Below are 14,993 nucleotides of genomic sequence, written 5' to 3' on the forward strand. Positions count from 1 at the left end.
ATGGACCACTGTGTCTCGTTCACCGCGTGAGTGTCTGCGCTCATGTTTCCCTCGATTGTTGCCTACAACGATGCTGAACGAGACAATACACGAAAAAACTGCTCATTCCGGCGATCGTTGGGCACATCACCTGCGATGGAGCCAGATGATCGGCTCCGGTTACCTGCGCGGCGCGTTCAGCTCCACGTCACGGTGTCGAGGGCGGCCACGAGTTCGTGCGGCAGCGCCTCGTTCGGCGCACTTCGAAGGGTCATCACCCACATGCCATCAGGTCGAGCCACGTACACAATCATGGTCTCGACAGCACCCTCATCCTCATCCGCAACGAAAGTCAGTCCCGTGGCCTGGCAGCCGTCGATACTCCGATCAGGCAATGCCTCAGTGTTGGACACGCGAGAGTTCTCCTCAGCGAGTTTGATTCTGTCTTCTCGCATGTCAGCAGGATCTGGAATCAGTTCCATCGGATCAGAGCGAGGTTCTTTTGTATCGATGTCGCCCCAGTCGAAAATGTGGTAGCGCACAACTTCGGCCGTTGCGTTTGAATCCGGATCAGTGGACGCTTCAATCCGATAATCCACTGTCGGATTATCCGGAGTTTCACGGATGACCCACCCGCTGGGCAAGTCAATATTCATGGTGCTGACCTCCTTGGATTGGTCATCATCGGAAGATTGCATGCACTGCGTCGAATCCGACATGGATGATTCCGACTGTCCCGACGTGACGGCGCATCCGTTCAAGTGCCCCAGTGAAACAAGTCCAATGGTGACCAGTGCATACCGCCACAGTCTCCTCATGTTTTAGCAGCCTTCCATGCGACTCAATGAGTCTTTATTTTCCGCCTTGCACGTTCTTTTCATTTTGCTGAGTGTCATTGAACACCGAATCGACTTCGTGCTCAATATTCGCAGTATTCTCATTATTGTTGATGAAATTCTGGAAAGCCGAGCGTTGTTCCGGTGAAAGATCCTCGTAGTCTTTCAATGTCCCATCAGAATTGTAATAGTCGTCCAAACCGGCGCCAGAGCGAGTGCTCAAAAAGCTCCCATCAGGCTGTTTGCCCATAACTGGCGAGCCCATGACTTCCGAATCGGCATAACGTGAGTACAACGACTGAGCCATCAAAGTACGCGCAACTTCCTGATCATTAATGCGTGAAGCCTGCGCCAGTTCAGCGTGATTGGTCGGCAGAAATTGGTCAAGAGCCATGTCAGTTCCGGCACCGAGTGCCTGACCCGCGATAAACTGCGTGACTTTACCGGCGCCGGGAATCTTGCCTGGCAGTCCTGCTGCACCAAGACCGCCCTCAGCGAGCTCTCGCCAGCGTTTGTTGGTTTCGTCAAGCCATTCGGCATGAGCCCCGTCTGCGGCTCCGTGCGCACCGAACAATTGATTGAAACCGGGCGCCCACTTTTGAACAATGTTTTGTACGCCTGCTGTTGTCGGCGACGAACCATCGACATCTTCCTGGAATTTCTCAATTGCCGAAAGTCGCAGATTATCGATTGCGGGGCCGCGTCCACCGATGTACGAACCGTCATCCATTTTCACCGGATGATCAAATGCCAAATCAGTCAGCAAGCTCTTCTCACCCAGAAGCGAATTCCTGAGATCCTTAGAGAACGCAAACGATGCCCGATCATCATTCAGGCCCATTTCCGCAACGGTATTTTCAGCACTCGACCCAGAACCGATTTCGAACAGAAGATTATCGACTCGAGGCGCAAGCGCGACGCCAGCCCAGCTTCTCAGTTGGCTGTTCATCATGCCGAAGCGATTTTCGCCTTGTGATTCTCCAAAGTCCTCCAGGCCATCTTGATACCCCTGAACAAAGTCCATGGTGATTTGCGCAGACTTCTTCTCACGATCCGCCCATTCTGCATACGCTGGATCGTCGGGAGAGGCGTCAGGCTTGTCAACAAGCATCGTATTTTGCGCAATGACCTCACCAAATGCATCTCCCTGATCAGTCCATCCGCCGAAGATATCAGTAATAGCGCGGTGCCCTGTCAGGTACTCCGTCATCGACATCGTCCTGCCGTCAACATCAAAATCAGTGTTACTGGCAAGCAGGTTACGCACACCATCTGCGCGGTCAGTTTCTGCGGCAGACAGGGAATCCGGTGTCCCATCGGCAAAAGAGTCGGGCATATCCATCAATTTCATCATGGAGGTGACAGGATCAAGTGTCCAGCCGTAGGCACCATAGCTGCCTCCAGGCATGTGCGAGCCATTCCATGAAGAGTACGGGAAGGCGTTTTGTCGCAACTCAGGATGCTCATTATCCCAGTTGATAATGTCGCGAGCTATCGAGTCTTTCCCGTTGTAATCTTCAACGAATCCTCCGCCAAGTGAAATGTTTTCATTTTCTGACGCTACGCCGAGCATATGCCCAACATATTCATAGCCATAATGAGTTCCAGTCATCCCCGCGAAATTGGGGTCTACAGGTTCTCCGAAAGAGTCGACAAGCGTGCGGCCAAACTCCTTCAAGCCATCCAGATTATGCTCCTGAACAGCGGAATAATGCTGTCCGCCAGATGCCATCAGGCCGTCTTGCACCACATTGAAACTGTTCTGGGCGCTCTGGTATGCAGGATCACCATTCATTCCCCCAGTTGACAGAGCCATGGCTGTTCCCAGCGAACGCGTCACATTTTCGATTGCTTTATCGAAATCGGTGTCAATTTCATGGGTCCCTGGATCAACAATCTGTCCCTTGAAATCCCCCATCCTCGCCACAAACCGGGCCATATCCTCAGGAGGTACCCGTTCGGCCAGCGCATTGGCAAAGAACGGGTTATCCAGATCGTCGGCGTATTTCTTATTGAATTCCTTGATGTTTTCAATGAGATCCGGGGAAGACATATCAAGAAGATCAGCAGCGTCGTCCGCTATGCCCTGACAGTATTCCCATTCGGCCTGGCCATCTACCAGCGGCATGTCGTCGAATAGGCTCTTTCCTATCGAGTCTCGCCCACCCTTGCGATCAGCAGCCGATACGATTAAATTGATTGATCCGGTTAAAGCGGACGCAGTAGCTGACGCCTCACTATTCAGTCTTTCCATCTCATTTTTATAAGATTCTCTCAGACGAGTCTGCTGAATATCTTTTGACTCAATGATCTCTCCATGGCTCCGGCCGTACTCAAGACGATCCATCGGATTGTTTGTGTTTTGTCGGGCGTCTCTGTCGGCATTGAGCGCGTTGATTCTCTGCGTAGCTTCTGCTTCAGCGTCATCCCATTCCTGCTGCCACCGCTCAACCTTGCGGATGGCTTCGCCTACAGTGTGAGCCCAGTCCCGTAGTGAATTCACAGGCTTTGAAAATGATTTAGCCAATGTGGAGACGTGTGTCGACAGTGATTGAGCTTCCGAACAGTACTTTTGAGCAGCCTGGCCTTCCCAGCCCGGCACCTGGTCTGCTCCAGATGCGATTTGGGTGTTCGCGATACGTTTACTCACCATCTCGAAATCGTCGGCATACGCGTTCGCGCCTGCCTGGATATCAGGCGGGGTGGGCAGTTCGTCAGCACCAGCCATAGTCAGCCCCCCAACCTTTCACTCAGCACTGCGATACCTTCGCGGACATCTCGTATGAAGAGATTTCCATTCGCCGCTTCAGTTTTGTCATAGTTGGCAATTGCTTTTTCCTGACCTGATCCCAGAACAGCGCAGGCATCCGAAAATTCAAAGATCACGTCCTTCATGCCATCGCGATAGTTCCTCACTGCATCGCGCAGGGATTGAACACCTTCGTTTGGGCCTTCTGGCAGATTCTTCGCAATTCCCACTATGGAAATCTGTCTGGCAACAGCACCGATTCTCCCGAATTCTTCAGAATCGGTCCAATCTTTCTTCGCGCTCACACCAACGGCAGCGCGGTCGAATTCCAAGTCAGCCATCGAACTGTCAATCTCTCGTCTCGGAGGAACTCAGGCGTTACTACATTAAATGGAGAATTGACTGTCAGTCAATAGTTCTGACTATTTTCTTTTCATGTTCCTCGCCGATCATGAAAAGGAAAGGTTACAAGGCGCAGATGAAGGCCCGAGACAGCCGCAACGATAGGGAACTACGCCAGTTCCTCGCGGTAGGGGTCCGCCGGGTAGCAGCCCATGACTTTCATGTCCGCGACGTAGAAGTGCAGTTCATCGAGGGCACGCTTGACGTTTGGATCCTCCATGTGCCCATCAAGGTCGACATAAAACTGCGTGGCGCAGAAAGAGCCCCCCAGCTGGTAGCTTTCCAGCTTTGTCATGTTCACCGAGTTCGTCGCGAATCCGCCCAGGCATTTGTACAGCGCGGCAGGCACGTTCTTGGTGCGAAACAGAACCGTTGTGATGGCTGGCCGTGTCTGGCTCACCTCTGGCTTGGGCGACAGGACAAGGAATCGCGTCGCGTTGTTGTCGTTGTCTTCGACATGGCTTTGCAGCACCGCCAGATCGAATTTGTCTGCAATTCCGGAGGGAGCCAATGCCGCTACGGATCGGTTCCCCATCATCGCAACTTCACGCGCAGCCCCTGCCGTATCGGCACTGATGTGGCGCGTCCACTTCCAGTTGGCAAACAGTTTCGTACACTGGCCGAATGCGTGGACGTGGGAGCGCACGGAGCGGATCGACTCCAGTGTCGCACCCTGGGGTGCCACCAGATCGAAGTGGATCGGCAGAAACAGTTCACGGGTGATGTACAGGCCAGAGTTGGGCAGCAGCTGGTGCGGGTCTGCGACGCGACCGGCCGAGGAGTTTTCCACCGGTATTACTGCTACATCAGCTGCCTGGTCGTGCACCGCATCGAAAGCGGCGGTAAACGTCTCGCAGGGCGCAATCGTTGCGTCCGGAAAGAGTTGGAGAGCACCCACTTCGGAATTCGATCCGGCCTCTCCCTGTATCGCAACTGTCATCCCGCGTGTCATGAAAATTAGGCTATCAGGGCGACAGCGTTCTTCTCACATCGTGTGAGCAGGATCTACAGAAGCGATTATGGGTCGCCCTCGTCCATCACAATGAACGAGGGCGACCCATGACGCGCGACGATGCTACTCGTCAATCGACGGCGCGTGCTCCAGGAGGTATTCTTCAGCCTGCTTGTTCCACAGACCGTTGTTCGCCTTGCACAGGCGATCCAGCTCCGCATAGAACGGATCCGTCTTACCGCGCTCAGCGAAGTCGTCAATTGCGACCAGATCCAGCCTCTTGTGGGTGTAGATCAGCTTCTTGCCACCGGGAATGTTCGGCAGATTCAGCGTCGTTTCCTCGACCACGTTCAGACCACCGATGTGGGTGACCAGGACAGCCGGGTTCAGCTTGCCTGATTCAAACATATCGATCGCATCAGCGACGTCCTCGTACGTGCCACCGGTTGTGGCCACGTAGTGGTGACCTGAGTAGTGGATATCGTAGAAGTTGATCGTCGCCTCAAAATCGTTACGCGGCGGGCCGGCGAAGAAGTTCATGCAGCCTTCGCGAGCCAGCAGCTTCGAGCCGAGCTCCACGACCGGACGCACCGGAGCGAACACGAAGACGTCATCAAACAGTTCGCCCTCGTTGATCTTTGTCAGCTCCGCGACCGGATCCTCCATGTCGCCGGTGTTGACGTAGTGAAGCTCGATGCCGTTCTTCTTCGCATCTTCAACGGTCAGCAGCGCGGCTGCACGATCGAGGCGATCCTGTGCAATGTCGGTGACGACGATACGGCGCGGCTTGCGCTCCTGATGCAGTGCCACGTCCAGGCCGGCCAGTCCCATCGGGCCGACGGATGCGAGCATGGCCAGTGTGCCGCCCTCGCGAATACCCATGTAGTGCGTGTAGTCGTTCGGCTTCATGTGGTACTGCGCCTTGAATGCGCCGATGACGCACGAGTACGGCTCGGTCAGGGAGCCGGTGAAGAAGCTGTCTTCCTTGTATTCGAACAGGCAGTTGGACTCCATGACCTCACTGGGGATCACGACGTAGGTCGCGTCGCCGCCGATGTACTGGTAGGAGTATCCCGGTGCCCACAGTGTTCCCTTGTAGTTCAGGGCGGGCTGGATGGCGAACTTCATGCCGGGTGTGAACTGGTCAGCCCACTTGGAGCCGACCTTCTTGATCGTTCCGCAAAATTCGTGCCCGACCATTGTCGGGGTTTCCGCCAGCGATCCGCGCACGCGTTTGTGCGCCTCGCCCTGGTGTGCGAGCTTGTTGGTGGACATGCAGATCGAGTCTGACGTGACTTCAGCGAGGATTTCGTCCTCACCGATTTCAGGCAGGTCGAACGTTTCCAGGCGGAGGTCCTCCACTCCGTGGATACGCACTGCAGTTGTTGTCTGAGTGGACATTGAAATGTGTTCCTTTCGGCCTGTGGCCCTGTTAATTCATCATGACCTGACCGCCGGTGACGGGCACCGCCTGGCCAGTTTCATAGGCTTGCTCAACGATGTAGTAGATGGCGCGCAAAACGTCGATGCCCTGTGCGCCGCGGTGCATCGGCACCTTCGCTTCGTAGTATTCCTTCACATCGGCAACGGTCTTCGCGCCTGGCACCTTCCCTGAGTTGAGGTACTGGACGAACAGTCCGCGATCAGGGTCTGACCACAGTGGTCCGTCGAGGAAGTTGCCCGGGCACACAGCGTTGACTTTGATGCCGTGGGCGACCAGTTCGAGGGCGAAGGACTGCACCAGTCCGAGGCCACCGAACTTCGACCCGGCATAGGCGGCGTTCTTGTTGGATCCTTCCAGGCCGGACTTGGAGTTGACCTGGATGATGTCAGTCAGCCACTGGGGTGCAGCCTTGTGCTGGCGGGCCAGAAGATTGCCGCACGCCTGAGTGACCAGGAAGAACGCAATGTAGTTGATGTTCGTGGACAGGCGGAATGCGGACGGGTCCTGCGTCAGGACGCTTCCTGCGCGCACGATTCCGGCGTTGGAGACCACCAGGTCAAGCCCGCCGGCCACGCGCTCAATTTCCTCAGCCATCGCTGCCACTGATTCCTCGTTGGACACGTCTACCGTGATCGGCCATGCGTGTTCGCCGAGTTCTTCGGCCTTGGCGCGGGCGCCTTCTTCGTTGAGGTCAGCAATGAAAACGAAGCAGCCCTGGTCGATCAGACCGCGTGCGATTTCAGCACCGAAGCCCTGCGCGCCGCCCGTTACGACGGCAATCCTGCCGGAGATCTCGCGTTCACCGCGTTTACCTGTTTCGGTGACCTCGAAGATGTCCTCTCCGCATCTGACGGTGACCGGTAGGTTCACGCCGCCCAGAAGCTCGTTCACCTCCGAGTCATTCATCTGGATCAGGCTGTCTTCGTCTGCAGGCAGCGTGATCGTTGCTTCCTTGCCGCTGCGGCTGACCAGAACCGGTCGACCTAGTGCGCGCAGAAACACTCCGCGCACGATAGGTGCAACGCTCATCTTTCATTCCTCCACATCACTTGGGTCTTGGGTAAGCCTGTGATCACGCCGTCAGGCGTGAAGCTATGTCCTCGGCGGGCGTCCCGTCGGCGTATTCGCGGCCAAGCGGCGCGTATTGTTCGATGCGGGCCGCCAGGTCCTGCGGGCTCAGTCGACCTGATCCCAGCAGGTGCAGCTGCGGGTCCACACTGGTGAGTGCTTCGTGCGCCACGAGTGCCCAGGTCGCCTGGTTGAGTCCGGCAAATTCCTCTCTGCGCAGCTCAGGGCAGTTGAAGGATTGGCGCGGCTGGTTGATGTCCACACCGGAGATTTCCAGCATGCCGTGCTGCGTGGCCAGTTCATGAATCCGGGCAAGCTGCTCATCGGTATTGCGTGGCGGCATGTAGGTCACTGCCCTGAACCCGCGTTCCTCCAAAGCTTTGAACAGCTCATCAAGGAAGGAGTCTTCAAACTTCTCCGCCTTCTTGTCTCCTGTCGGTGAGGCTGACACGTCTCCCAGGTAAGCGTAGGTCGCGATCGCGCCGATCGAATCAGCAAAGGCGACGACCTCGCGGGCGGTCGGGCATTCCTCGTGAGAAGGCTGAATGTAGATCTGCTGCAGGTATTCAGATTTGAGCAGGCCGAGCAGGTCGTACATCAGGTACGGATTGGCCTCGTCTCCCAGTCGATCGACGAGGGGGGCCGGCACCTCCACATTCATGGTCGCCAAGCCGTCAAGCAGAGCCTGTCCCTTGCCGAAACCGTTGATCAGTGCGCGCGCCATCGCTGCAAGCAAGTGGCGTTCCGTGATTCCGCCGCCGTTGGCATATTGGGAGTGACCCACCATGTCGCGCTGTGGATCGAAGGGAGTCAGATTCAGGCCGGCCAAAATCTTGTTGGCACGTTCGGCCATTTCGAGGGTGCGCTGCAGGCGTGCCACTCGCTTGGGTGCAAGCCACTGATCGGCCTTTTCACGGGACGGCGCCGGAACTCCCTGGACGGTCAGGTAGGCCATACCCGCTGAATCGGGGTTGTTGAGTTTGCGCGATGCAAACGGGCCGTCGGGCGTATCGTCGAAGAACGCGCGGATTTCAAAGCCGGTCACCGAACCCATCGACAGGATACGGCAAGCCTCGCTCATTTCCGGGGCGGCAGCGATCGAGTCGTGGTCAACGGACCCAACAACCCGCAGCCCTGCCTGCCTGGCTCGCAGTGCAGCATGGGTCGGTGTGTACGGGCTGAAGGAGTAGCACGTGTGGATGTGGTTGTTGGATTCTGGCGCCCACGCAGGGAACGTGAAGTGTGCGGCGCCCTCACGCAAAGCATCGAGGCGTTCACTCTGAGTGAGGCTGACATCGTTAGTAACTGGAACGCTCATATTTCCTCTGCTGGGTTCGTTGTCGGCCAGGTGCTCACGGCATCGCTCAGTGAGCACCGTGGCCGTTGGATATGTTGTGGCTGCGGGTGGGATACGGCGGTGAGGCGGCAGCAGCCTTTTTGCCGCCTCACCGCATGTCTCAGATTCCGAGGCGGTTACGACGTGCCAGTTCACCCTCAGTCTGGTTGGTGGTGGGGGTGTGTCCCGGCAGTGGAACAATGCGCTCGTGAATGGCATCGATCATCCATTCAGGCTGCGGGAAGAAGGTCTTTTCCAGCTCAGCAGCCGGGATCACGGTGTTGCGCGATCCCACGATGGTCACCGGTGCGTCAAGTGCGTCGAAGGCCAGTGACTGCACGTTCTGTGCGACGTCCTGCAGCACCGAGCCGCGTTCACACGCGTCCGAGCTCAGCAGCAGGCGGCCTGTCTTCTTCACTGATTCGATCAGCTTGTCGTAGTTCAGCGGGCAGACGAAGCGCAGGTCGATGACCTCAGCGGACATGCCGTACTTTTCTTCCAGAATGTCGGCTGCTTCAAGCGCACGGTAGAGCGTCGCGCCCAGGGTTGCAATGGTGATGTCCTTGCCTTCGCGACGGATGGCGGGCTCACCTTCAGGTGTTTCGTAGTAGCCCTCGGGCACGCCCCCCTCTTCGAAGTCTTCGCCCTTGTCGTACAGCTGCTGGGATTCGAAGAAGACCACGGGATCCGTGCCGTGCAGCGCCAGATTCAACATGCCCTTTGCGTCGGTTGGCGTGGCCGGGAAGTATACCTTCAGGCCAGGAATGTGAGCGGTCAGAGCTGTCCAGTCCTGTGAGTGCTGCGCACCGTACTTGTTGCCGACAGACACGCGCAGCACCAGTGGCATCTTGATCAGGCCCGCGGCCATTGCCTGCCATTTGGCCATCTGGTTGAACACTTCGTCACCGGAGCGGCCCAGGAAGTCGCAGTACATGAGTTCTGCAACAGCGCGGCCACCACAGATCGCGTACCCAACACCGGCACCGACAATCGCCGCTTCGGAAATCGGCGAGTTGAACAGGCGACGGTACGGCAGGGCTTCGGTCAGGCCACGGTAGACGGCGAATGCACCACCCCAGTCGCGGTTCTCTTCGCCCCATGCCGCCATCGTCGGGTCGACGGAGAAGCGATGAATCATGGCTTCGAACAGGGCGTCACGGAACTGGAACATCTTCATCTTCGAGACGGGCTTGCCGTTCTCGTCGCGCGAAGAGCGGATCTTCTTGGACAAAGCCTTGATACGCGGGTTGTCCTCGAGGGTGATTTCAGATTCGCCCTCCTCCATTGCCCCGGTGGGCGTGTTGGAGAACATGGCGTTTTCGACGTACTCGGGTCCCACACGCGGACACTTCTCATCGTCGGATGCCAGCACCAGCACCTTGGTGAGCTTCTCGGTGAACTTCGCGGAGAAGTCATCGATGTCGCCCTGGGAGACCAGGCCGTTGGAGATGAGCAGCTCAGAGTATGTCTTGATGCAGTCGACTTCCTCCCACAGATCCACTTCAGCCTTGTCGCGATAGCTGGAGGCGTCGGACGGGGAGTGGCCTGAGAAGCGGTAGGTCAGAGTGTCCATGAGGACAGGTCCGCGACCTTCTTCCAGGATCTTCTTCTTGCGCGTGACGGCATCTGCAACGGCCAGCGGGTTAATGCCGTCGACGCGTTCGGCGTGCATGGCTTCGGGGTTGACACCTGCGCCAACGCGGGCCAAAACGTCGTATCCCATTGTTTCGCCGGAGGTCTGGCCGCCCATTCCGTAGAAGTTGTTGAAGAAGTTGTACATGATCGGCGGGTTGCCGCCGTCTTCTTCGCGCCACAGCGTGCGGTACTGATCCATCGATGCCAGCTGGATGGCTTCCCATACCGGGCCACAGCCCAGGGCTGCGTCACCGACGTTGGCCACCACGATGCCGGGCTTGCGGTTAATGCGCTTGTAGAGCGCTGCGCCCGTGGCAATGGGTGCCGAGCCGCCAACAATGGCGTTGTTCGGCATGGAACCGAAAGGCTGGAAGAAGGCATGCATCGAGCCGCCCATGCCGCGGTTGAAGCCTGCCTTACGGGCGAAGATCTCCGCCAGCGTGCCGAACAGGATGAAGTTTTCGGACAGCTCACGCAGGTTCTCGTACCCGATTTCTTCGGCCAGTCCCAGCGTTTCACCGTCGAGGAAGCCCTTCATAACTGCTTCCAGATCAGCGTCCTCGTACTGGCGTGCAGCTGAGAAGGACTTGGACAGGATCTCACCGTGTGAGCGGTGAGAGCCGAAGATGAAATCGTCGGGGGTCAGCACAAAGGACTGGCCGACGTATGCGGCTTCCTGACCGATTCCCAGGTGGGCGGGGCCACGGTGGTTGTATTCCACGCCCTGCCATCCGCCGGTCTTCTTGATGGAATCAAGCATGGATTCAAATGTGCGCACCGCGATCATGTCGTGGAGCATCTGCACCATGCCATCTTTGCCGTATCGGCCGACCTCGGTGTCAAGGTCGAACGTGTATTGGTTGATCGGAATATCTGGAATGGTGATCTTTCCGGACGCGCGGACCTTCGCCGGGTCAACTGTCAGTGACTTCGTCATGTTCTTTCTTTCGCCTACTTCTAATCAGTTACGTCGGTGCGCTCAGGCTTTGACAGCCCAGGCAGCTTCGCGGATGAGTTCAGATACTGTCGGGTGCGGGACGACAAGCTGACGCAGGTCGTCCAGTGTCAGTTCGGTTTCGAGGACGGCGCATGCGCCCCAGATCATCTCGGATGCGTATGTGCCCAACACGTGAATGCCGAGGACGTGGTTCGTCTCAGCATCCACAATCACTTTGGCGCTGCCGGGTGCTTTGAAGCCGTTCTCAGCGATGAACCGGCCGGACATCTGGCCAGGCACGGACCCGACCTTAATGGCGCGTCCCTCAGCCTTGGCCTTCGATTCGGTCAGTCCCACACCGGCTGCTTCCGGCAGGCAATACACAGCCCATGGGATCGTGTTCCAGCGCATCACCTGTCCACGCTTGTAGGCCTGGTCATCCAGGATGTTCGCCGCCACGACCTCGCCCATGCGGTATGCAGCGTGCGCCAGCAGGGAACGACCCGTCACATCACCGATGGCCCACACGTTGGGAAGGTTCGTGCGCAGGCGGTCATCAACCGTTATGCCGCGGCGCCCGATGTCAAGTCCGGATTCTTCAGCTCCCCAGCCGCGCGTGGCTGGGCGACGACCCACCGCCATGAGAACCAGGTCGGCCTCCACCGTGTGCTTCTGGCCATCCTTGGAGAAGACGACGTTCGATCCTTCGACCGCCTCCACCTTGCAGCCGAGGTTGAAGGTGATGGCGGGCATCGCCTTGCGCAGCTGAGCTGCCATGTCGTCATCCATAAAGGGCAGGATCTCGTCCATCATTTCGACGACGGTCACTTCACTGCCCAGGCTGGAGAACAACGAGGCGAACTCCACGCCGATGACACCGCCACCGATGACGGCCAGTCGTTTCGGCACGTCGGAGATAGATAACAGTCCGGTGGAATCCACGACCTTTTCGTTGTCGGCGCTGCCCGGGATGGGCGGCATCGCAGGAACTGAACCGGTCGCGATGATGACGTGTTCAGCGGTGTAGTGCGTGTCATCCACGCGTACCTTGCCGGGGCCTTCGAAGTAGCCACGCCCGTACACGACGGTGCAGCCGGCTTTCTTGACGCTGGCTCCCACGCCTCCGACCAGACCTTTGACGACCTGGCCCTTCCACTTTTGCATCGCTTCCCAGTCATAGGAGGCACCCTCGATCCCCACGCCGTAGGCGCCGGCCTCACTCGCGTGCACGTAGTGCTTCGCGGAGTTCAGCAGGGTCTTGGTGGGGATACATCCCACCGTCAGGCATGTGCCGCCGAGATCTTTCTCCTCGATCAGCAGGACTTTCTTGCCGCCGTTGCCGAGGCGTTCGGCTGCAAGATATCCGCCCGGGCCTCCGCCCAGTACGATGACGTCGAATTTTGTCTCTGTCATGGCGCTCATCCCAATACTGTCAGGTCGATGTTTTCGATGGCGTTGACCAGGTCGCGCAGGAATCGCGCTGCGTCAGCACCATCAATCACCTGGTGGTCAGCGGTCAGCGAGAAGCCGATCCTCTTTTCCACCACAACATTTCCGTCATTGTCGAGGGCGGCCCGCGGCGTCACAGCTGCCACGCCCAGGATCGCGACCTGCGGACGGTTGATGATCGGTGTGAAGGTCTCCACGCCGAACGATCCCAGATTCGTCACGGTGAAGGTGCCGCCGTTGAGCAGGTCGGGGCTGATAGTGCCGTCAATCGAATCACCAGCCACCTGCTTGGAGGCAGCGGAGAATTCCTTCAGGTTCATGGCGTTGGCTCCGCGGATCACCGGGACCAGCAGGCCGCGCGGAGTATCGACGGCCACCCCGAGGTGAATGTTCTGGAACTTCGTGTAGGTGCCGTCAGCCAGATGCGCGTTGAATGTCGGGTACTTCGCGATCGTCTTGACGACTGCGTATCCGACCAGGTCACCGATCGTAATGGCATTGACGCCCAGTGATTCGTCGGCCTGCTTGAAACGCTTGCGCATGGCCATGAGCTTGTCGGCCTTCGCGCTGACCGTGTAGGACAGCTGAGCGGTTTCGGCCAGGGACTCCATCATGCGCGTGGCGACAACCTTGCGGATGCCCTTCAACGGTGCCGCTTCGGAGGGGCCAGGGAAGTCGGCGTTGGCACTGATCAGCGGCGCTGCGGCTGCCTCGTCGGCTGCAGGGGAAGCCAGGTCGGCGGTCGTGACGCGTCCACCCAGTCCGGTTCCAGTTCCGGTTGCGCCCTGGGCACGAGCTGCGTTGGTGGCAGGGTTCTCGGCAAGATAGGCCTTTACATCGCGTTCGAGCACGCGTCCGTGGGGGCCGGATCCTTCGGACACTGCCGACGGGTCCAGTCCTTCACTGTCGGCCAGTGCGCGGGCGCGAGGCGAAATCGCTCCGCCGGATGCTGCCGTCTGGAACGAGGGCGCCTCAGGCTTTTCTTCTTCAGCGGGTGCTTCCTGTTCGGGAGCACTGGCGGCTTCGTTGGAGTCACCGGAAACACCGGCCTGCGCGAGAACTTCCTCGCTGATCTCTTCGCCAGGCTCGCCCAGGATCAGCAAGGGATCCTTGACGGGGACTTCGTCACCGACTTCCCACAGAAGTTTGAGGACTGTGCCGGCATCGGTACTGGGCACGTCCATTGTTGCTTTGTCCGTCTCAATTGAGCACAGCACCTGGTCAACGGCGACCGTGTCGCCAACGGAGACCTCCCACTCGTTGATCAAGCAGGACTCCACTGAGTTACCCAGTTGGGGCATCACCACGATGGTGGCCATGTGTTCCTCCCTTACACCGCGCGAACGCGGGTGTGTTCTTCCAATTCCTTCATCGAGTCCGCCGTGAGGTCATCATCGGTAATGATCCCCGTGACGTCATCAAGTCCCATGAAACTGACAAATCCGCTCTTTCCGTATTTCGACGAATCTGCCAGCAGCCACGTCTCTTCTGCACGCGCCCTCATCAAGGTGGCGACTTCTCCGCCTTCAACCAGCTGAGTTGTCAGACCACGCTCGACTGTGAATCCGTCCGTCCCCAGGAACGCGATGCGTGCATTGAACGAGTTAATTGAGCGTTCCGCCAGCGGTCCGGTCAGCGATTCTGATTCAGCGCGGAACTGGCCACCCGTCAGCGTGATGTTGAGCTGTGGATTCGAGCGAGCGTTGGCGAAAACAAGCACCGAGTTGGTGACAATCTGCACGCCGCGTTTTCCGGCCAGGTGCCGAACGATCATCGCACAGGTCGTGCCCGCTTCAATCATGATGCGGTCGTTGTCCCTGACCATCGCTGCCGCTGCACGCACGATGCGCTCTTTTGCGTCGACGCGATCCATCTGGCGCAGTCGAATATTGCGGAACGCGGTCGGACGCGCACCGCCGTGCGTCCTGACCAGGTAGCCGTCTTCTTCGAGCTGTTTGAGGGTGGATCGGACGGTAACTGGAGAGACATCGAGCTCAACGGCAAGAGTGCTCACAGAGACTTCACCCTCAGCCGCCAGCTGGTCGAGAATGAAGCTGTTACGCTCGTGTTGCGCTCTCGTCATCTCATCGCATCCTTACGTTTCGATTTGCCTATGATGAATTTTAGTAAATCAATCGAAAGTATGCAACACTCGATATGTGAACTTTTCTCCGCCACTTTTCCGCTGAATCACGCCCTTCCAGCC

Annotated in this window: 11 protein-coding genes; all 11 read right to left on the bottom strand. The window is 57.9% G+C overall.

Annotated features, from left to right (window positions below; all coding sequences use genetic code 11):
• Positions 1–176 precede the first annotated feature (176 nt).
• A complete protein-coding gene (locus BLT69_RS09570) occupies positions 177–797 on the bottom strand; it encodes a hypothetical protein (protein ID WP_092648909.1) in 621 nt (206 codons plus the stop codon).
• Between the two features lie 34 nt (positions 798–831).
• Positions 832–3,543 (bottom strand): hypothetical protein, encoded by a 2,712-nt coding sequence (locus BLT69_RS09575; RefSeq protein ID WP_092648910.1) that lies wholly within the window; start codon positions 3,541–3,543, stop codon positions 832–834.
• A gap of 2 nt (positions 3,544–3,545) precedes the next feature.
• Positions 3,546–3,905, bottom strand: a complete 360-nt coding sequence (locus BLT69_RS09580; RefSeq protein WP_058237456.1) for a hypothetical protein — start codon at positions 3,903–3,905, stop codon at positions 3,546–3,548.
• Between the two features lie 170 nt (positions 3,906–4,075).
• Entirely contained in the window at positions 4,076–4,918 is an 843-nt protein-coding gene (locus tag BLT69_RS09585) for a prephenate dehydratase (RefSeq protein WP_058237457.1), read from the bottom strand.
• Between the two features lie 123 nt (positions 4,919–5,041).
• Positions 5,042–6,319, bottom strand: coding sequence for a zinc-binding dehydrogenase (locus BLT69_RS09590; protein ID WP_058237458.1), 1,278 nt, complete (start codon positions 6,317–6,319; stop codon positions 5,042–5,044).
• A gap of 31 nt (positions 6,320–6,350) precedes the next feature.
• A complete protein-coding gene (locus tag BLT69_RS09595; RefSeq protein WP_092648911.1) occupies positions 6,351–7,391 on the bottom strand; it encodes an SDR family NAD(P)-dependent oxidoreductase in 1,041 nt (346 codons plus the stop codon).
• Positions 7,392–7,434: 43 nt separating this feature from the next.
• On the bottom strand, positions 7,435–8,748 hold the full coding sequence (locus BLT69_RS09600; protein ID WP_092648912.1) for a PHP domain-containing protein: 1,314 nt from the start codon (positions 8,746–8,748) through the stop codon (positions 7,435–7,437).
• A 139-nt stretch (positions 8,749–8,887) separates the two neighbouring features.
• The gene (locus BLT69_RS09605; RefSeq protein WP_092648913.1) at positions 8,888–11,338 is read right to left on the bottom strand and encodes an alpha-ketoacid dehydrogenase subunit alpha/beta; all 2,451 of its coding nucleotides are present in this window, start codon (positions 11,336–11,338) and stop codon (positions 8,888–8,890) included.
• A gap of 42 nt (positions 11,339–11,380) precedes the next feature.
• On the bottom strand, positions 11,381–12,751 hold the full coding sequence (gene lpdA, locus BLT69_RS09610) for a dihydrolipoyl dehydrogenase (RefSeq protein ID WP_058237462.1): 1,371 nt from the start codon (positions 12,749–12,751) through the stop codon (positions 11,381–11,383).
• A 5-nt stretch (positions 12,752–12,756) separates the two neighbouring features.
• The gene (locus BLT69_RS09615; protein ID WP_058237463.1) at positions 12,757–14,106 is read right to left on the bottom strand and encodes a dihydrolipoamide acetyltransferase family protein; all 1,350 of its coding nucleotides are present in this window, start codon (positions 14,104–14,106) and stop codon (positions 12,757–12,759) included.
• A gap of 11 nt (positions 14,107–14,117) precedes the next feature.
• Entirely contained in the window at positions 14,118–14,870 is a 753-nt protein-coding gene (locus tag BLT69_RS09620; RefSeq protein ID WP_058237464.1) for a DeoR/GlpR family DNA-binding transcription regulator, read from the bottom strand.
• Between the last annotated feature and the right edge of the window lie 123 nt (positions 14,871–14,993).

Source organism: Schaalia radingae (assembly GCF_900106055.1).
Classification (GTDB): domain Bacteria; phylum Actinomycetota; class Actinomycetes; order Actinomycetales; family Actinomycetaceae; genus Pauljensenia; species Pauljensenia radingae_A.